This is a genomic window from Streptomyces yaizuensis, assembly GCF_034961445.1.
GTDB lineage: Bacteria > Actinomycetota > Actinomycetes > Streptomycetales > Streptomycetaceae > Streptomyces > Streptomyces yaizuensis.
Map to the genome: position 1 here is coordinate 89,363 of NZ_BSBI01000008.1, position 19,329 is coordinate 108,691.

Annotated in this window: 11 protein-coding genes and 1 pseudogene; 3 read left to right on the forward strand and 9 right to left on the reverse strand. The window is 74.8% G+C overall.

The window, feature by feature from the left end:
• Nucleotides 1-9: 9 nt before the first annotated feature.
• Nucleotides 10-1,707, reverse strand: a complete 1,698-nt coding sequence (locus SYYSPA8_RS19965; protein WP_323448592.1) for a stealth family protein — start codon at nucleotides 1,705-1,707, stop codon at nucleotides 10-12.
• A 300-nt stretch (nucleotides 1,708-2,007) separates the two neighbouring features.
• Here SYYSPA8_RS19965 and SYYSPA8_RS19970 point away from each other — a divergent pair, with 300 nt between their 5' ends.
• Nucleotides 2,008-3,810, forward strand: coding sequence for a translation initiation factor 2 (locus tag SYYSPA8_RS19970; RefSeq protein WP_323448593.1), 1,803 nt, complete (start codon nucleotides 2,008-2,010; stop codon nucleotides 3,808-3,810).
• On the opposite strand, the gene SYYSPA8_RS19975 is transcribed toward SYYSPA8_RS19970, so the two are convergent.
• The gene (locus SYYSPA8_RS19975) at nucleotides 3,798-5,930 is read right to left on the reverse strand and encodes a hypothetical protein (protein ID WP_323448594.1); all 2,133 of its coding nucleotides are present in this window, start codon (nucleotides 5,928-5,930) and stop codon (nucleotides 3,798-3,800) included. The genes SYYSPA8_RS19970 and SYYSPA8_RS19975 overlap by 13 nt on opposite strands.
• A 179-nt stretch (nucleotides 5,931-6,109) precedes the next feature.
• Here SYYSPA8_RS19975 and SYYSPA8_RS19980 point away from each other — a divergent pair, with 179 nt between their 5' ends.
• The gene (locus tag SYYSPA8_RS19980; RefSeq protein WP_323448595.1) at nucleotides 6,110-6,967 is read left to right on the forward strand and encodes an aldo/keto reductase; all 858 of its coding nucleotides are present in this window, start codon (nucleotides 6,110-6,112) and stop codon (nucleotides 6,965-6,967) included.
• A 162-nt stretch (nucleotides 6,968-7,129) separates the two neighbouring features.
• Here the strand turns inward: SYYSPA8_RS19980 and SYYSPA8_RS19985 are convergent, their stop codons facing one another.
• The 4 genes from SYYSPA8_RS19985 to SYYSPA8_RS20000 form a co-directional block, all read right to left on the reverse strand.
• A complete protein-coding gene (locus SYYSPA8_RS19985) occupies nucleotides 7,130-7,513 on the reverse strand; it encodes an XRE family transcriptional regulator (RefSeq protein WP_323448596.1) in 384 nt (127 codons plus the stop codon).
• A 679-nt stretch (nucleotides 7,514-8,192) separates the two neighbouring features.
• The gene (locus tag SYYSPA8_RS19990) at nucleotides 8,193-8,888 is read right to left on the reverse strand and encodes an RES domain-containing protein (protein ID WP_323448597.1); all 696 of its coding nucleotides are present in this window, start codon (nucleotides 8,886-8,888) and stop codon (nucleotides 8,193-8,195) included.
• A gap of 385 nt (nucleotides 8,889-9,273) precedes the next feature.
• On the reverse strand, nucleotides 9,274-11,706 hold the full coding sequence (locus SYYSPA8_RS19995) for a WD40 repeat domain-containing protein (RefSeq protein ID WP_323448598.1): 2,433 nt from the start codon (nucleotides 11,704-11,706) through the stop codon (nucleotides 9,274-9,276).
• On the reverse strand, nucleotides 11,703-13,994 hold the full coding sequence (locus SYYSPA8_RS20000; protein WP_323448599.1) for a hypothetical protein: 2,292 nt from the start codon (nucleotides 13,992-13,994) through the stop codon (nucleotides 11,703-11,705). Before SYYSPA8_RS20000 ends, SYYSPA8_RS19995 begins: the two co-directional genes overlap by 4 nt.
• 19 nt (nucleotides 13,995-14,013) lie before the next feature.
• On the opposite strand from SYYSPA8_RS20000, the gene SYYSPA8_RS20005 reads away from it, so the two are divergent.
• Nucleotides 14,014-15,519, forward strand: coding sequence for a lipase/acyltransferase domain-containing protein (locus tag SYYSPA8_RS20005; RefSeq protein ID WP_323448600.1), 1,506 nt, complete (start codon nucleotides 14,014-14,016; stop codon nucleotides 15,517-15,519).
• A 118-nt stretch (nucleotides 15,520-15,637) separates the two neighbouring features.
• Here SYYSPA8_RS20005 and SYYSPA8_RS20010 read toward each other — a convergent pair whose 3' ends face one another.
• From SYYSPA8_RS20010 to SYYSPA8_RS20020, 3 genes and pseudogenes are all read right to left on the reverse strand, one after another.
• Entirely contained in the window at nucleotides 15,638-15,829 is a 192-nt protein-coding gene (locus tag SYYSPA8_RS20010; RefSeq protein WP_323448601.1) for a hypothetical protein, read from the reverse strand.
• A gap of 154 nt (nucleotides 15,830-15,983) precedes the next feature.
• On the reverse strand, nucleotides 15,984-18,149 hold the full coding sequence (locus SYYSPA8_RS20015; RefSeq protein ID WP_323448819.1) for a tetratricopeptide repeat protein: 2,166 nt from the start codon (nucleotides 18,147-18,149) through the stop codon (nucleotides 15,984-15,986).
• A gap of 318 nt (nucleotides 18,150-18,467) precedes the next feature.
• A pseudogene (locus SYYSPA8_RS20020) lies at nucleotides 18,468-19,322 on the reverse strand (AfsR/SARP family transcriptional regulator); the annotation flags it as partial.
• Between the last annotated feature and the right edge of the window lie 7 nt (nucleotides 19,323-19,329).

A 19,329-nucleotide genomic window follows, 5' to 3' on the forward strand; every position in this document is an offset into this window, starting at 1 on the left:
CGGCCCTCGTCAGTTCTGCTTCTCGAAGGGGCTCGGGAACGGGAAGTAGTCCTCCAGGAACTCCCGCATCCGGATGTCCACCTGCTCCTGCTCCTCCGGCGGCACATCGACGTCGTTGAGGCAGAAGACGTCGAAGCGGCGGTTGCGGCGCAGATCGTTCAGGCGCCTCTCGGCGTCGGGGCGGCTGATGTTCACGTACCGGAAGTTGTACTTCCCCGGGACGCCGCGGCCGGTCATCAGCGCGTACTGGTAGAGCAGCGGCGCCGTCATCGCGATGTCCTGCGGCGAGCGGAAGCGGGACGCCGTGGTGCGGCGGATGTCCTCCGGGAACAGCTCTTCGAGCGCCCGCAGCGTCTGCCGCTGCTGCGGCAGCGGGGTGTGCATGAAGTTGTTCGTCGTCATCCGGCCGAACTTCTCCAGCAGCAGCGCGCGCACGTTCTTGCTGGCGGAGTTGGTGGCCGTCTCCTCGCCGTGCGGCTTGCCGATGCCGATCTTGAGCGGGGAGACGGGGACCTTCATCAGGCCGCTGCCGTGGAAGAAGTGCTCGGCGGTGACCCGGCGGCCGACGAACACGTCGTCGTTGAAGTAGAGGTAGTGGTCCGACAGGCCCGGTATGTGGTGCAGCCGGGTCTCGATCGCGTGCGAGTTGAACACCGGCAGGACATCGTCCGGGAAGATGTCGCGATGATCGACGACCGTGATCCCCGGGGCCTGGTCGTCGAGCCAGTGCGGCTTCTGGCCGTCGGTGACGATGTAGATGTGCCGGACGAAGTCGGCGTACATGGCGAGCGAGCGGATCGAGTACTTCAGCTCGTCCCGGCTGGTGTAGCGGGAGGCGTTGGTCTCCTTGTCCAGGATGTCGGCGATGCCGTTCTCCTGGTACCGGGCCCGCTTGGCCCGCATCTCCGGCTCCTCGCCGTCCACCCAGGTGTAGACGATGTCGACGGGGAAGGTCACGTCGTCCACGGTGGGCAGGGTGAGCGGGACGAAGCCCGGCAGCTCGCGGTCGCCGATCCGCACCGTGGCGGGCCGCTGCTCGGACGCCGGCAGGACATCGGTGACGCCGTTGTTCCGCGGCGCGATCAGGGACTCGGCGAAGACGTCCTCGGACGCCTGCGGCTGCACCTTGGCCAGTCGCCGGGGCCCGTCGTCGGTGGCGAGGATCCCGGCCCCGTCCTCCCAGAACTCGATGTCGCAGGCGAGTTCGAGACCGGCGAGCAGCTGGCCGGCGGGCCCGAGGTGGTTCTCACCGATCCGCAGGACGGGGGCGGTGCGCAGGGGGGCCGGCAGGACGCCGTCCATGAACAGCGCGGGGTGCTTGAGCTTCCCGCCCGCCACCGGCCGGCCGATGAAGACGGCCTTGCCCTCGTTCTGCGCCTCCAGGGTGGCCAGAAGACGCCCGCGGTCGGCGGCGTTCAGGCCGACCGTGTGGCGGGTGCGCGAGGTCGGCACCAGGAAGTAGGGGATGCCTTCCTGTTCGAGCGCGGCGACGACCAGGGCGAGGTTGGAGGCGGCGGCCTCGGCGGCGCTGAACCGGGTCACGACCCGGCCGTAAAGCTGCTGGCCACGTACGGTCACCGGGCGGAGCCCCGGGTCCGTGTCCGCTGCCCTGCGGCGGCGCCGCAGGGTGCGCAGCTGCCACACCTTCTCGGTGGCCTTCCGCTCGACTCGCGGTCGCATCCGCCGGGCAAAGGAACGCACGGTCACGTTCTGGACTCCTCTTTATGGACCCCTACACACATCTCTGTTGCTACCCAGACAGACACCTGTGCCGGAAGGTTGTAGAGATTCCTGAAGATTGGCGAAAAAGGGCAGTTCACACAGGCTGTCAAACACCCTTGTACGGTCCGTGGTTGCCGTCCTGGGGCCCGGGGGACGAGCCGCCGAAGGCCGTACCGGAGGGCCGGCGTCCTGCCGCCGGTAGGATCGGCACCGTGCCGCAGGAGGCCCGTGACGCCTCCGCCCCCGCACCCATCGAGGGATCCGTTCTGTGGCTTTTCAGGTATGATGCACGATTCACTTGGGCAGCGGGCAGCGGGCAGCGGGCAGCGGGCAGCGGGCAGCGGGCAGCGGGCAGCGGGCAGCGGGCAGCGGGCAGCGGGCAGCGGGCAGCGGGCAGCGGGCAGCGCCGTGCCGTCGGCAGGCAGGCAGCAGGCCGTGCTGGTCGCCGTGCGGTCGGCCGGCGCCCTGCACCGGCTCCTCGACGTCCTGCCCGTCTTCGACGGTGACGAGCGCATCGCCGTCCGGTTCACCCTCGTCCCGGGCTCCGCGTTCGACGTGGACGCCCTCGCCGCCCTGGAACGCTCCGGCGCCCGCACCGTCGGCTGGGACGAGGCCCGGGGCACCCGGCACGATCTGATCCTGACCGCCAGCACCAAGGGCGCGCTGCGCGTCCTGTCCGGCCCCCGCGTCGTCCTCCCCCACGGCGCGGGCTACAACAAGACCGTCGGCGGCGACGGTTCCCCGCACCTGCCCTCCGGTCTCGACCCCCACTATCTGCTCGCCGACGGCGAACCCTGGGCCACCCTCCACGCGCTGGCCCACGACGACCAGCTCACCCGGCTCGGCACGCACTGCCCCGCCGCCGCCGCGCGGGCGACCGTGGTGGGCGACCCCACCCTGGACCGGCTGCTCGGCTCGCTCGCCCACCGGGAGGACTACCGGTCCGCCCTGGGCACGGGCGGGCGCCGCCTCGTCGTGCTCACCTCCACCTGGGGGCCCGAGTCCCTGCTCGCCCGCCGCCCGGAGCTGCCGGGCGAACTCGTCGCCCGCCTCCCCCACGACGCGTACCAGCTCGCTCTCGTCCTCCACCCCAACGAGCACAGCAGGATCGGCACGTTCGACCTCACCCGGCACCTCGCCCCCGCGCTGACGGCCGGCCTGGTCCTGGCCGGACCGTACGAGGAGTGGGCCGCCCTGCTGGTCGCGGCCGACGCGGTGGTCACCGACCACGGCTCCACGGCCCTGTACGCCGCCGCTCTCGGCCGCCCGCTGATCGGCGCGTACGACGGCGGGTCCGAGCTGATCCCCGGCAGCCCCATGGACCGGCTGCTGGCCCGCGTCCCCCGTCTGGCCGAACCCTCCGGCCTGGAGTCCGCCCTGGACGCGGCCGCCGCGCAGGAGACCCGCGGCTTCGCCGACGCCGCCTTCGCCCTGCCCGGCCGGTGTCTGCCGCGGCTGAGGCAGGAGCTGTACCGGCTGCTGGGGCTGCGGCCCCGGGCCGTCCCGGTGGCCCCGCGCGCCCTCCCCCGGCCGGCCGCCGTTCCCCGGCGGCCCGCGGCCCTCGCCGTACGCGCCGAGGTGGACGGCCGGCGCATCCGCGTCACGCGGTTCCCCCCGTACGCGCCCGGGGGCGCGCACCACCTCTCGGCCGAGCACCCGGAGGCCGGGCCGCGCCAGACGCAGTCCGCGGCGGTGCTGTGGCGCCGGGCGCGGCCCGCCTCCGGGGCGCCGCACAGCAGCACCTGGACGGCCGCCGGGTGGACGGCCCGCGTCCTGGACGACTTCCCGTTCTGCACGGTCGCCGCCGCGGTCCTCACCCCGGAACGGTGCCTGGTGCGGCACCGCTTGGCAGGGCTGTTCAGCCTCCGTATCGAACCGGACAGGACCGGTGGCCGCATTCTGCGCGCGGATCCGGCGTGCGTGCTCTCGGCCGTCCACGCCTGGCTGGCCGCCACCCCGCGACCGCCCTCGACCGCGCCGCTCACGACGCTCACGTCACTTACGTCGCTCGTCTGCGACACCGGCCCGGTCGCGGTCCGGTTCGAGCTGCGCCCCGCCGAGGAGTCGGACCTCGGCTACGAACTCTGACCGTCCGGGGGCGGCGAACCGTCCGGAGACGGAGGCAGCGCACCGGAGCGCAGGGCCAGCGACCGCGCCGCCTCCCGGTACGCCTCCGCCTCCTCCGCCCCGGCCGGATCACCCGCATCACCCGATTCCGCGGCGAGGGCGGCCAGTTCGTTCAGGACGCGCACCTCGTCAAAGGCCGATCCGCGCGCACGCGCGCTCTCCAGCGCCGCCCGCATCAGACCGCCGGCCTCGGCGGCCCGCCCGGCACCGCGCAGCGCCCGCGCGAGTTCGAAGCCGCTGCGCGCCGTCATCCGCTCCCTGCCCTGCGCCCCCGCCATGCCGTGGGCCTCGGCCAGCAGAGCGACCGCCGCCCCGGCATCGCCCCGGTTCAGAGCGGTACGGCCCAGCAGATACGTCTGGAGGAGTACGCCGTACGCGTTGCCGATCCGCTCGTGGATCCGCCGGGACGCCTCGAAGTCGGCGGCGGCACCGGCCCAGTCGCGCCGCGCCGACTTCAGCAGCCCGCTGAACTCCACCGCCGACGCCTTCAGCTTGGTCTCCCCCGTCGACTCCCCCAGGGCCCCGGAGGCACCGACCGCCTGCCGCAGCAGCTCCTCCGCCTCGTCGTACCGCTCCTGCTCCCACAGCGGCCGGGCCAGCTGGCAGCGCATCCGGACCATCGCCGGCAGCTGTTCGAGACGGTCGGCGGCCGCCACGCCCGTACGGAAGGCGTCCATGACGTCCGCGTAGTGCCGGTGGTCGAGGAAGTGGGTCCACAGCGGTTCGCACAGCGCCCACGCGTCCTCGTACCGGCCGGAGTCGAAGGCCAGCCGGACACAGCCGTACAGGGCGAGCCGCTGCGACTCCAGCCACCGCAGCGCCTGCGCCTTGCCGGTGAAGTCGATGTCGGGCACGTCCCCGAGCGGCGGTACGACGTCCGCGAACGTCATCCGCGGGCCGGCCGCCAGATGGTCCGCGCGCGCCGCCTGCCGCCGGTACCAGCGGATCAGCCCACGGCGGGCCGCCGCGCGGTCCGTCCCCTCCGGATCGGCCTGCCGCGCCCGGCGGTCGGCGTGCCCGCGCAGCAGGTCGTGCATCCGATGGCCCTCGGGCCTGCTCTCCAGCAGGCCCGCCGTCTCCAGCTCCTCCAGCGCGTCCCCGGCCCCCACCGGGCCGGTGCCCAGCAGCGCGGCGGCGGCCGGGGCGGTGATCACTGGGGCGGGGTACTGCGGCAGCAGGCGGTACAGCCGTGCGGTCCGCTGCCCCAGCCCGGCGTACGCGGCGTCCCACACCGCCTCGACCACGGGGATGCCCCTCTCGTGCAGCTCCTCCGTCAACTCGGCGACCAGCCGGGACAGGCTGCGCCTGCGGTACTTGCGGACCCACTGGCCGGCCACCTGGAGCGCCGCGGGCAGGCCGCCGCAGGTGCGGGCCAGCTCGACCACGGCCTCCGGCTCCGCCGAGAAGCGCGGATCGTCCACGATGTGCCCGAGGAGCCGTACGGCGTCGTCCACCGCCAGGGGGTTCACCGGCACCTCGACCGCGGCGACGCCGTCGAGGTCGTACAGCACTCCCTGGCTGGTCACGATCGCCAGACTCCCGGCGGACGCGGGGAGCAGCGGCGCCGCCTCGCCGCCGTACCGCGCGTTGTCCACGACCACGATGAGCCGCTTGTCCCGGGTCCGGGTCCAGTACTGCTTGGAGCGGCCCGCGAACGACGGCTCCAGCCAGTCCGGGGCGACGCCGAGGCCCGTCAGCAGCTCCCCGACCGCGTCCGCCAGCTCCACCGTCCCGTCCCGGCGCAGGTCGTCGAGGTCGACGTAGAGCACCCCGTCGGGAAACCGCTCGCTGAGGGTGCGCGCCACCTGGAATCCGAGGGCGGTCTTGCCGATGCCGCCGATCCCCGTCAGCGCCACGACCAGCGGGCCGGCCCGGCCCTCGCGCGCCCCGGTCGCCCGCTCGATGGTCTCCTGCTCGGCCCGCCGGTCCTCGAAGTGTCCGAGTGCCGGAGGCAGCTGGAAGGGCACCGGCGGCGCGGCGGGAGGCGCTCCGTGCAGATGCTGGTGCAGCTCTCCGATCCGCCCGGCCTGGACGACGGCCTCGGCCCGCCCGTCCAGCCTGTTGTGCGTCTCCTCGGCCATTCCCCAACACTACGTTCTCCGGGCCCTGATGGCGGGCTTTCCCGCAGGTCCGGCACGGCCCTGCCGGGCAGGCCACGGCCCGGTCCGGCCCCTTTTCCGGCACGTTCCGGTCCCTTTCCGGCCCGTCTGGCCGACAGCCACCGTTGGCCGGGGAACGCCCCGGCGTCCAGGGTGGGGTCATGAGCGACGATTTCCGCCTCGGCGGTGACCTTCCGATCAACCGGCTCGGTCTCGGCGCCATGCGCCTGCCCACGAACGGCTTCCGCGGCCCCGCCCGCGACCCCGCCGTGGGCCGTGCCGTCCTGCGGCGCGCCGTGGAGCTGGGCGTGAACCACATCGACACGGCGGGCTTCTACGCCGACGGCAGCGGCACGGTCCGGGCCAACGACCTCATCCGCGAGGCCCTCCACCCCTACCGGCCCGGGCTGGTCGTCGCCACCAAGGTCGGCCCGCTCTTCGGCGCCGGCGGTGTCACCGAGGCGGGCCCCGGGGAGCTGCGCGGCCTGGTCGAGAGCGACCGCGACTCCCTGGGCGTGGACCGGCTGGATCTGGTCTATCTGCGGGTCGGGGGCCCGGCGGGGACGGGCCCCGGCTCCGTCGCCGCGCGGTTCGAGGCGCTGGCCGCACTGCGCGAGGAGGGCCTGATCCGGCATCTCGGCCTGAGCAACGTCACCGCCGCCCAGCTCGCCGAGGCCCGCGCGATCGCCCCGGTCGCGGCCGTCCAGAACCACTTCAACACCGCCCGGCGCGGCGACGCGGACCTCCTGGCCGTCTGCGCGGACGCCGGGATCGGCTTCGCCCCGTTCTTCCCGCTGGGCGGCGGTACGGCCGGTGCCTCCGATGCCGCTGGCGGTGCCCTGGCCCCGGTCGCGGCCCGGCACGGCGCCACCGTCCCCCAGATCGCCCTCGCCTGGCTGCTGGCCCTCTCACCAGTGACCCTCGCCATCGCCGGCACCGGCTCCGTCGCCCATCTGGAGGAGAACATGGCGGCCGGGACAATCGCCCTCACCGCCCGGGATCTCGCCGAACTCTCCTGACTTCCCCTGACTCCCTGACTCTCCCGACTCCCCCGACTCTCCTGAACGGCCGGCGCACCGGCCGGCGCGGGGGGCCCCTCGCCCCCGCGAACGCGTCGATCCCGGGCGCCCGTGGGCGGCCGGGATCGACGCGTTCGTGGGGGGGCGGAGGCGGTACGCGGGCTACAGATCACCCTTGATGTAGGCGCGGGCGGCCGCCATCACGTCCTTGTGCCGGTCGTCGGCGATGGCGCGGATCGGCGAGTCGTCCTCCAGCTGGGGATTCATCCCGATCATCCAGGCGCGGGCGGTGTGGTCGTTCTCGGCGAGGGTGATCATTCGGAAAACCTGGTACGCGGCTCGCAGCCGCAGTTCGGAGTCGACGCGCGGGCTGTTCTGACCGCTGCTCCACTTGCCGACCTGCTTCGGGTCCTCGATATCCGCGATGAACGCGGCCAGCTTCTGGCCGAAGTTCTCCTGGAGGAAGCGGGCGATGTCGGCGACCTTCGTCTTGACCGTGTCGGCGTGGGCCTCGGTCTCGACACGCTGCACTGTCAGGGTTCCCATGATCTCCTCGGTTCTCCTCCTCACCGACGGCCGTCGGGGACGGTGCGGCGAGGGGTGATCGTGGTACTGCCTGCCCGAGCGTGACTCGGCTGCGTGAGCGGTCGGGGGACGCGAGTCCGTCGCGACGGGGCACTCAAGCCCGCGCGGGGCGAGTGACCGGCCGGCTCCGGCAGGCCGTACGAAAGGCGGATGGTCACGGACGCCAGAGAGCTATGCGGTCGCCCTGTCCATGACACACGCCCACCACAACGGGGCCGGGCGCGCGGACGCACCAGAGGAGATCGCGGTGACTCGGGGCCGCCGCTGCCAGGGCGCGCGCACCGGTGACCGGCGGGGGGCCCAGATCTAAGTGGCCGAGTGTCAACATCGCTGCTCCTCTGCTCTGTTGACGAGAGTCTACCCCTGCCCACCCAGATCACTCCACCCTTTTCCCACCGGAAATCACCCCGTAAACCCCTCCCTCCAGCCCGCCTCGATCCTCGTGGCCTGGTCACCGCGTACGGGCCCGCCGATCTGTGACGCACATCGCCGCCGGGCGCGGCGGACGGACCGCCCGATCGGGCGACGGCCGGGCGGTCCAACCACCGCGGGACAGGAGGAAAAGCGATGGAAGGGAGAGAAGGGTGAGAAAGGGGAGAAGGGGGAGAAGGGGGAGAAGGGGGAGAAGTCCGGCCCGGGGTCAGAAGAGCCGGAGGCCGTACTCCCTCGCCACGTCCTGCAACGCCCCGTCCTCCAGCCGGATGGGGTGTGTCTCCGCCCGCACCAGGTCCACATCGCTCAGGACGGCCCAGCACTGCCTGCCCCCGTAGCCGGAGCGGTAGGCGATGCCCTGCGCCAGCCGGTGGCCGTCGCCGTTGCGCTGGGCCACGGTCCAGGCCGCGATCTGACGGGCGATCTGCCGGTTCCTGCCGTGGATGTCGTCGTCACCGAGGACGCCCTGGACGTCCCATGCCTTCAGCTCGTGGTGCAGCTCCTTGGTGAGCCACTCGCGGGTGGCCGGCGAGTCGACGTCGAGGAAGCGCGCGTCCCCGGCCGGGACCAGCCGGACCAGGGAGTGGTTCTGCCGCCAGCCCTGGGGCAGATGACCCGGTTTCATCAGATGTGCGGGCCAGTCGGCGTAGTCGGGGCCGGACGTCGCGCGCACCTCCGGGCCGACGCGGAAGTACGCCAGGGCCTCCGCGTAGCAGCCGTCCGGGTCGCTCGCGCAGTAGAGCATTCCGTAGGTGGCGAGGCTGAACCGGCCGGCGCTGGAACCCTCGCTGGTCGCCGGCTCCAGCAGGTTGTACTCGACCGGGTTGCTCCGTTTGCCCAGACGCCAGACGCCGCGCTCCGGCGGCGAGAGGAGCGTCACGGGCGGTTCGCCGGTTGTGGACATCACGCACCCGCCTTCCCCTGGTCCGCACCGGCGCGGGCCTCGGCCGGGACGGCGGGGCGGACCGTACGGGCACGGGTGCGACCGGTGTGACCGGTGCGGGTCTCGTGGTCGGCGCCGAAGGATAAGCGGGCGGCTCTCACTGCCGCCGGGGCACTGCTCATACGTCCTCGCTGCTGGGCCGATGGTTGCTGTCATGGGTGTGGGGCGGCCGGCCGGGTGGGCCGGGCCCTCGGGCGGTGACGCTCCGCGTCCTCGGCGACTCCCCCGGACCGATGCGGGGGGAGGGATCATTGTCCCGAAGGGCGGGGCGGGGGGTGACCGGTTGCCCGGGCATGGGCAGGCGCATGCGGGGAGTGCGGAGGCACACGGGCGGCGCATGGTCATCTCAACCACGCTCCAGGTGCACACCGAGCACACAGACCCCCGCCTGTCCCGCCGCCAACAGCACCGGAGTGCCGTCGTGACCGGACGGGGCCCCGTCGTCCCACCGCACCGCGAGCACGCTCAGCGGATTGCCCGTCACCAGCCGCAGCAGGGGCCTGCGCGCGGCGACGTCCCACAGCTGGACCGTGCCGCCCGGACCCGCCGCCGCCAGAACGGTCCGGCCCGCCGGGGTACGGAAGGCCACCAGCGCCGTCACCGGACCGTCGGCGGCGTCCAGGGCGTCCCCCGACGGCGCGAGGGTCACGGCGTCCCAGAGCCGTACGGTGCCGTCCTCGCCGCCCGACGCGAGCAGCGCGCCCTCCCCGTCCCCCGGCTCCACCACCGCCAGCGCGTGCACGCCCCGCTGACCGCAGTGGACCACCGGGCCGGCGGCGGACGCGCCAGCGGCGGGATCCCAGAACCGCAGCGCCCCGTCCGCGCCGGCCGATACGACGAGGGTGCCCCCGGCGCCGGTGAGCACGGTGACATCCCGGACACTCAGCCGGTGGCCGGTCCAGCGGCGCAGCAGCTCCCGCCCGGCCAGGTCCCACAGACAGACCCAGCCATCCGCGCCGGCCGTGGCCAAAAGGGATCGGTCGTCGGCGGGGAAGGCCACCATGGCCTGTACGGGGAGACTGTGCCGCAGCAGTTCACCGGCGGGCACCGGGGCCCGGGTGCCGCCGCCGGCGTCCAGGGACCACAGCCGTACCGCGCTGTCGGTGTGCGCCGTCGCGAGCAGCGGGCCCTCGTCGGGCCGGACCGCTGCGGCCCAGGCGAAGGCCGTCACCGGGCTCTTGCGGACGGGGAGGGGGCGGCCGCGTCCCGTCTCCGCGTCCCACAGCGTCGCCCCGGTCCGGTCGGCGACGGCGACGAGGAGTCCCGGACCCGCGATCTCCCGGCCGGGCAGGGCCGCCGCCGTGACGGGGCGGCGCAGCGGCGGGCGCGGGCGGCTGCCGTGCCCGGCGAGCCGCCAGCGGCGCAGTGTCCCGTCGCCGCTCGCGGAGACGATGTACGCGTCGGTGGCGCCCGGGAGCGCGGCCAGGGCCACGGGAGGGGCGGTGTGGCCCGCCAGCGGGGCGCCGACGGGGCTGCCCGTCGCGGCGTCCCACACCCGCAGGGTGTGGTCGATGCCCGCCGCGACCACAGCTTCCCGGCCGTCCACGGTCACGGGCGCGACGGCGATGACCGCACCGGCGGGGGACTGCGCCGCTGCCGCCGTCTCCCGGCCGGCGGCCGCGTCCCAGATCCGGACCGCCCCGGAGTCGTCGCAGGTCGCGAACCGGCCGGGGGTGGTCAGCGGGACGACGGCCCGGACCTCGTCCCGGTGCTCCGCCAGGTGGACCGGCTTCCGGCCCGGCCGGTGGAGGGTGACGCGCCGCCCCTGCGCGAGAACCAGCGCCGTGCCCTGCCCCTCTGTCCCCTCCCACCTCTCCGGCCTCTCTGGCCTCTCTGGCCTCTCGCACCCCTCCTGCCCCTCCTGCCCCTCCTGCCCCTCGCATGCGACGGCCGCGACGACGACCGGTGCCCCGTCGGCGGCGGGCAGCGGCAGCGCGATGTCCACCGGGGCGAGGCGCACCGCGTCCAGCGCCACGAGAGCGCCGTCCCCGTACGCGACGACCACGCACGGCGGCGACTGCGGCGGGGTGTGCAGCGCGAGCGCGCTGACCCAGGTGTGCGGGCGGTGCACGGGCGCCGCGAGCGGCAGACCGCGTTCGCCGTGCCACAGCCGTACCGCCCCGTCCGCGCCGCCGGACACCAGCCGGCCGTCCCCCAGCGGCAGCAGATGGCGGATCGCACCGCCGCCCGTGCGCAGCGGCGTCCCGAACGGGACACCGTGCCGCTCCCACCGGCGGATGGTCCCCTCGCTGTCCCCGCCGGCCAGCAGGGTCCTGCCGTCGGCGGTGGTGAGGCACGCCAGGGACTCGACCGGGACACCGCAGACGGCGAGGACGTTGTCCTGTGCCGTCCAGTCGCTCCACAGCGGGGTGATCCGGGAGCCCGGTGTGCGCCCGCGGGCCCCGGGCCGCGCCGCCAGCGGCACCCGGCGGCCGCTCGCGGCGAAGTGGGCCAGCTGAAGGCTGGTCAGCCGGGACTCGGGGTCGGCGTCCCGGGCGAAGGGCTCGATCCGGGCCCACGCCCGCAGCCACTCCTGATGGTCGCCGGGACCGGACCGCCGCAGCAGCGCGCGGACGTTGTTGCCGCTCTCCCAGGGGAGCAGCGCGGGCGGTACGTGGTCGTCGTCCAGGACGTCGCCCCGGGCAGCGTGGTCGGCGAGGTGCCGGCTGATGTACGGGTGCGGCGGTACGGCGGGGTCGTCCGCGACCAGCTCCGCCAGGGCCTTCGCGATGAGCCGGTGGGCCTCTCCCGGGGCGTCCCACAGCGGTGTGTCGTTCATGCCGCGTCCCCCCTCTCCTCGGCGGGCCGCAGCCCGCGGGCCGTGGCGTCCGCGGAGGCTCGCGTGCCGTGTTCCCCGTTCCGTGCGGCGGGAACCCCGTCGCCGCCGACCTCCGCGCCGTCGAACCCACCGGCGTCCCCGGCGTCCCCGGCGGGTTCGGCGATTTCAGCGGGTTCGACGGCTTCGGCGAGCAGGGAGCGGCGCGGGTCCTGGAGGACGTCCGCGAGCGTCTGGTGGGCCGGCCGGTACACCAGGCGGTCGTCCTCGTGGCCGTGGGCGAGATACCCGGCGAGCCTGCTGCCCAGGAGGGTGCCGATCGCCTGGTCCGGGTCCGTCAGCGGGCGCCCCAGCAGGGCCCCGGCGACCGTGGGCCACACATTCGACCACGGGATGCCGGCGCCCAGCGCGAAGGCACTGGCCCGCAGCAGCGCCAGGGCCACGTCGGCGGGCAGCCCCTCCGCCGCGACCAGCGCCAGATCGCGGCGGAGCAGCCCCTGCGTGCCCTCCGACAGCAGCGCGAGCCACCCGGGGTCGCTGACGAGCGCGGCCGGGTCGGCGGCGTCCCGCAGCTGCTCGCCCGCGAGCCGGGCGTCCAGGAACGAGGGCCACACCCGGTCCGCGACCACATCGGCCGGGGAGCCGTCGGGCTCCGCCTGTGCCGGGGCCGGTTCGTCGCCCATCAGCGCGCGGATGTAGTCGGCGATGTCCCGGCGGCTGTCGTCGCCGTCGGTGCGCACGACCTCGGCCGCCGGGAGGACCGCGCGCAACTCGGCCAGCAGGCCCGGTTCGTCGGGGGCGCCGGGGCCTTTGGGGGATGCGAGGGCTCCCGTACCGGGTGGGCGGCTGCCGCGTACGCCGACGAGCAGCCGCAGCCGCCCCGGGCCGGTGCCGGGGGCGCAGTGGGCCGCGAGCGGGGCGAGGACGCCGCGGACGACGGGGAAGGGGTCCGCGGCCTCGTCCAGGCCGTCCACGACCACCGTGACGGGCTCCCCCGGCGCCCGCAGCAGCGCGTCGAGCTGCCCGCTCCACCGCTCCACCGGATCGTCCCCGGGGCCCGTCGGCAGCGGCTCGGCGTCCAGCCCGCGCAGGATGTCCCGCAGCAGGTCGGCGGCTGCGCGGCGGCGGGCCAGGACGGCGACGGACACCGCCCCCACCGGCGGTACGGTCCCCGGCGGCGCGGAGGTGACGGCCCCGGGGGCGCGGGGGTCGGCGCGGAACGCCGGGTCGCTGAGGGTCACCGCCCGGCCCAGCACGGCCGATTTGCCGCTGCCGGCCGTACCGGTCAGCAGCAGCGCCCCGGGCGGCCCGGTGAGGAAGGCGGTCAGCCGCTCGTTGAGGAGCCGCCGCCCGCTGAAGTACCAGCCGGGGTCGGAGTCCTCGGTGCGCCCGCTGGCGCGGTCGAGCCACACGTCCGTGTCGTCGGCGGGGGTGGCGACCTGCCGGCGCGCGGGCGCCACCAGGGCCCGTGCGGGGCGGTAGCCGGGGTTCGGCAGACAGGGTGTCGGCGTGGTCAGCCCGCTGCCGTCGACGACGCGGTGCAGCCGGTGGCGCCTCCGGTCCTCGCCGGACCCCAGCTCGTTCTCGAACTCCGCCATCAGCTGCCCGACGCTCAGCCACTCCGTGGTGATCTGCGCGGTGGTGCGCAGCCGGGTGAGGACCCGGCGCATCACCGACGGGAACCGCCGTACGTGGACCAGCTGGTCGTGGTCGCAGGTGGCGATGACGTCCAGGCTGCCGCCGCCGCGGCGGGCCGCCCCGATGTCCTGCCGGAGCCGGTCCAGCTCGTCGGCGATGCCCCGGGCGTAACAGGTGTTGATGACGACCAGGACGTGCCGGGCGCGGCAGTCGAGGGCGGCGGCCACGATCTCACTGGTGCGGAAGGCCGTCGCGAGCTGGCGCCGGCTCTGCGTGCACGGCAGTTGCAGATAGTGGGTTCCGGACGCGCCCCGCTTCCCATGGCCGGTAATGAACAGGACCAGTGCCTCTCCCCCGATCTCGCGCACCCGTGCCTCATGCAGATGGCGCTCCACGTCGTGCCGTTCGAGCAGGTCCGGCTGAGGCACCCGGTGGAAGGAGCGGGGCGCTTCGGGGTCGCACCACCAGTCCGCGAGCAGGTCGAGCTGTTCGTCGATGCCGTCCGCGAACTCCGGGTCGCCGTCGGGATAGTCGCGGACCGCCACGGTCACCAGGGTCAGGGCGTCCTCCGCCTCCCGCACGTCCTCCGCTTCCCGCACGCCGTCCGGCAACCTGCCCTCGATCATGGCGATTTCACCCCCCGGCCGTGCCATGGTCCCTATTCTTCTCGTCATGTCCGAGCCGACGCAGCCCGATGCGACGATCCCGTACGATCCGCCGGTCCCCGTGATACCCCCCGGCACCACCCAGGACGCGGTGGTCGTGGTCCCCGGCATCATGGGGAGCGAGCTGTACGACACGGAGAAGGACCGGGTGGCCTGGGGCCTGGCCGACGCGGGGTGGCTGCTGCGGGCGTGGACGACGCCCGGCGGCCTCGGCGCGCTGCACGTACGGCCGGAGGAGCGCGAGGGGCGGCTGGGCCGGATCCGCGCCACCCGGCTGCTGCGCGTCCCCGGGTGGAGCCCGGTGCTGCGCGGGGTGGAGCCCTACTCCGCCCTGCTGGACACCGTCGCCCGGAACGTGGCCGTGCCGCAGGCGGTGCGCGAGTTCCCGTACGACTGGCGGCTGCCGGTGGCCGTGAACGCGCGCCTGCTGGCGCGTGCGGCGCGGGAACACCTGGAGTGGTGGCGCGGGACCGCCGCGCACACGGCGGCCCGCCGGCAGCGCGTCGACGAACGCGAGGGCCGGCTCGTCTTCGTCGCGCACTCCATGGGCGGGCTGCTCACCCTGGCGGCGCTCCTCGACGGCGGCGACGGCGACCTGGCGGGCGACACCCGGGGGGTGCTGACCCTCGGTACGCCCTTCCGGGGCTCCGTGGCGGCGACGGTCATCCTCAACTCGGGCCGCGGGGCGCCGGTTCCGCTGCCGCACCGCAGGCTGCGGCGGCTGGCGGCGACGATGCCGGGGCTGCACGACCTGCTGCCGACCTTCGTCTGTCTGGACGAGGGCCGGGACGTGCGGGCGCTGACCCCGTCGGACGTCGCGTCGCTCGGCGGGGACGCGGAGCTGGCGCGGGAGTCGCGGAACTTCCACGCGCGGATCGGCGGGGCCGCCCTGCCGGGGCACCGGGCGGTCGTCGGCATCAGCCAGCGCACCGCGCAGTCGCTGACCCTGCGGGACGGTGTCGTGGCCGACCACACCTACTGCTGGCGGCCCCACAGCGACGGCAAGGTGATCCGGGGCGCCGACGGCCTGCCGCTGCGGTTCAACGCCGGGGGCGACGGGACGGTGCACACCGAGTCCGCGTCACCGACCCGGGTGCGGGTGCCGTTCGCCCTGCACCACGGCGCCCTGGCGAAGGGGAAGGCCGCGCTGGACGCGGTGGCGTCGTTCCTCGCGGAGGACGAGCACCTGGGCCCGACGATGGCCCCGGGGACGCTGGGGCTCCGGGTCCCGGACCTCGTGACGCCCGGCGTCCCGTGGACGCTGCGGGTGGACGGGGCGGAGGGTCTGGGGCAACTGGAGTGCTCCGTCGAGAAGGTGGGTACGAAGGGGCCCGGTGTCGAGGCGCGGCTGTACGGGGACGGGGACGCGCTCGCGGCACGGGTCACCGTGCCCTCGGAGGGGCTGTACCGGGTCGTCCTGGACACGGACGACGGGATGCCGCTGACGCAGCTGGTGCTGGCGGGGGCGACCACCGCCGCGTACTCCGACGACGACCCGGATCCCGCGGACTGATCCCGACCCCGCGGACCGGTCACGGTCACCGTGACCGTCACCGTCACCGTCACCGCCACCGTCACGAGAGGGGTACGGGGCCGCTGCTGGCCCCGTACCGTGTCGGGCGGTGACGGGATCAGGCGAAGCCGTCCGCCGCCGCCGGAGTGCCGTTGCCGTCGTCCCCTGCCACTGGACGGTTCTCGGCCGCCGACGGGACCGCCGTCGCCGACGACGGGATGCATATGGCGGTGCCCATGACGACCGCCGACATCACGACGAGCACGGCCCCCGTCTTTCCGGCGGCCCGCACCACAGAGCTTTCGAACATGTTTTTCTTTTGCCCATTTCTTACGCCTCGGACAGGCGGGCGCATTCACCCGCCCCGGCGAATATCTACCCCAACTGGATCATGGACGCAACCGGCCTCCGGATTTCCCGGGAAACGCCCCCTCACCGGCCCTCTTCTGGTAATGCGGAATGCTTCAGGCGGGGCATTCCCGGGGGCGGTCGGCGGCTCCGGCGGCATCGGCGGCATCGCCGGCGCGGGCGGTCAGCCCGCTCAGGGCCGCGCGGGCCCTGGCCGCCTCCCGGGCCGCTCCGGCCCGCTCCGCGGCCTCGACGGCGGCGGTGAGGTGCACGACGGCGGCCCCGGTGCGGCCGAGCCCCGCCTCGGCGAGACCCAGCCCGTACAGCGCCTGCATCTCCTCATGGGCCGCGCCGATGCCCCGGGCCACGTCCAGGGCGCGCAGATGGTGATGGGACGCCACCCGGTACTCGCCCGCCGCGTGCATGGCGCAGCCCATCTTCTGGAGGGTGATCGAGACATTGCGCTGATCGCCCAGCCGGCGAAAGGTACCGAGGGATTCCTGATAGAGATCGACCATGGTGTGCAGCTCGGCCGGGGACGTCATGGTGCCGGCGAGATTCACGCGGGCGATGGCCAGCTCCGAGCCGCTGCCCGATTCGACGAAGAGGTCCACGGCCCGGTGCAGGAAATCCCGGGCGGCGGCCAGGTTCCCGGTGCGCTCGTTCAACTCGGAGAGGTTGTTCAGCACCCGGGCCGACTCATGGGTCTCGCCGGCGGCGCCGAACGCGGCGAGCGCCGCGTCGAAGTACTCCTGGGCGTCCTCGAAGTCGCCGAGATACAGGTGCGTGATGCCCAGGTTGTTGCGGCAGCGGGCGACCTGGACGGGGTCGCCGGCGCGCAGCCGCAGCGCCAGCACCTCGCGCTGGCGCTCCAGGGCCTCGGGTAACCGGCCGAGGTGCCACAGCACCACGCCGATGCGGTGGACGACCTCGGTGCCCACGGCGGTGTCGCCCAGCTCCCGGGCGCCGCTCAGGGCCTGTTCGTGGATGCGGAGCGCGTCCTCGTACCCGGCCCGGGAGGACAGGGCGGTGGCCAGTTCGACGAGGGAGTGGGTGCGGGCGCGCGGGTCGCCGGCGGCCTGCCAGTGCCGGGCGGCGGCCCGGTGCATCTCCTGCGCCTCCGTCGCCGCCCCCTCCTCGATGAGGAAGCCCGCCAGGGAGTCGGCGAGCAGGGCCGCCTCCCGGTCGCGGCCGTGCTCCCGGCAGTGGCGCTCCGCCGCGACGAGTCCGGCGCGTTCCGCCGCGTACCAGCGGCGGGCGGCGGACGGGCCGTCCCAGTCGGGCACCGGGACGGCGGACGGGGGCCGGGTCAGCCCGGGGCGCAGCCGCCGGGGGAAGACCGTCCGGTCCGCCGCGTGGGACGCCTGGACGTAGAAGTCGACCAGCCGCCGCACGGCCCGCTCGCGCACGGGCGCCGGATCGGCCGCCACCAGCTCGCGGGCGTACTCGGCGAGCAGGTCGTGCAGGGTGAAGCGGTCGGGTGCGGGCTCCTGGAGGAGATGGGCGTCGAGCAGGTGCTCCAGGGCCCGTTCGGCGCGGTCGACGCCGACGCCCGCGAGCGCGGCGGCGGCGTACGCGTCGCAGTCGGCGCCGAAGCGGAGGCCGAGGAGCCGGAACAGTTCCTGTTCCGCTTCGGGCAGGGTCCGGTAGGAGACATCGAAGGTGACGGCGACCGCCCGGTCGCCGTCGCGGAACTCGCCCAGCCGGCTGGCGCTGCGGGTGATCCGGCTCAGTAGATGGCCGGTGGTCCAGGAGGGGCGGGAGGCGAGCCGGGACGCGGCGAGTTCGATGGCGAGCGGGAGATAGCCGGAGAGCCGGACGAGGTCGAGCACCTCGCCGGTGTGCCGGGTGCGCTCCTCGCCCGCGAGGCCCCGGAAGAGGGCGATGGCGTCCTGCGGCGGCAGCACCCCGAGCCGGACGGGGACGAGACCGGGTATCCCGGTGATCCGCCGCCGGCTGGTGACGATCACCAGGGACGGCGAGGCGCCGGGCAGCAGCGGTTCCAGCTGCTGGGCGTCCACGGCGTCGTCGAGCACGATCACGGCCCGCCGGGAGCCGATGAGGGTCCGCCAGCGGCCGGTCAGGGCGGCGAGGTCGTCGGGGATGTCCGTGGGCGGCACCCCGAGGTCCCGCAGGAGCGAGGTCAGCGCCTCCCGCGCGGTGAGCGGCCGCAGGCCGGGCAGATGGGCCCGCAGATGCAGATGGAGCTGGCCGTCGGGGAAGTACGGGGCGAGGCGGCGCGCCGCGTGGCAGGCGAGCAGGGACTTGCCCACGCCCGCCATGCCGGAGACGGCCTGGAGCGCGATGACGGCGCCGCGTCCGGCCCCCGGGCCGGGAGCGGCGGCGAAGGCGAGGGTGTCGGCGGCGGTACGGGGCGCCGGTACGGTCCCGGCTCCGGTCCCGGTCCCGGCCGCCCCGGCTCCCGCTCCCGGTGGTGGTGCGCCCGCCCACGGCGCCGTCGCGGCCCGCACGATCGCCGACAGCTCCTCCTCCCGCCCCACGAGCCGCTCGGCGTGGCGCGGCAGCGTCCTGGGCGCCGCGGGCCCGGCCTCCGGGGAGCTCAGCAGCTCCCGCACCGGTGCCCCGTCCAGGATGAGGCGGTGGATCCGGGCCAGCGGCTCGCCGGGGTCGGCCCCCAGCTCCCGGCCCAGCCGTCGGCGGAGGGCCGCGTACCCGCGCAGTGCCTCCTGCTGCCGTCCGCAGCCGTACGCCGCGACCATGTACTGACCGGCGAGGGTCTAGTCGGCGGGGTACCGGCCGACCAGGGCGGTCAGTTCGGGGACGACCTCCGCGAAGTGCCCCTGGCGCAGCCGGACGGCGATCCGGCCGGTGTGCGCGGCGCGGCGCTTTCCCGTCAGCAGCGAGCGGACGGCCTCCGCCCACGCACCGGTGAGCCCGGCCAGCGGCTCGCCGCGCCACAGCGCGTCGGCCCGCCGGAACAGCTCCAGCGCCTCGGTGTCGTCGCCCGTGTCGACAAGGGCGCGGGCGCGGGCCGTCAGGGTCTGGTAGAGGTGCGAGTCGACCCGCTCGGGGGCCAGGGCCAGGGTGTACGTGTGGCGGTGGCCGTCCAGCCGGGCGCCGGGGACGGCCGCCTCCAGCCGCTTCCGCACCCGGGTCACCAGGGGGTAGAGGCTCGCGTACGGCTTGGCGGGCCGCTCCTCGTCCCACACCCGGCGGATCAGGGTGTCGCGGGGGACGGGCCGGCCGGCGTCGACGGCGAGTGCGGCGAGGACGAGCCGTTCCTTCGGCGGGCCGACGAGGTCGGCCGCCGGGCCGGCGCCGATACGGACCGGCCCCAGGAGGTGGATGTCGACGTCCGGACGGGTATCCGTGTCCCCGACGCCGGCCCCGGCACCGGCCCGGCCCCCACTCCCGGCACCTTCCATGTCCGCCCCCGTCGACCGGTCACAGCACGCCCTGGTTGACATCAGAGGATCCCATACGGTTAATGGCATTCAAACA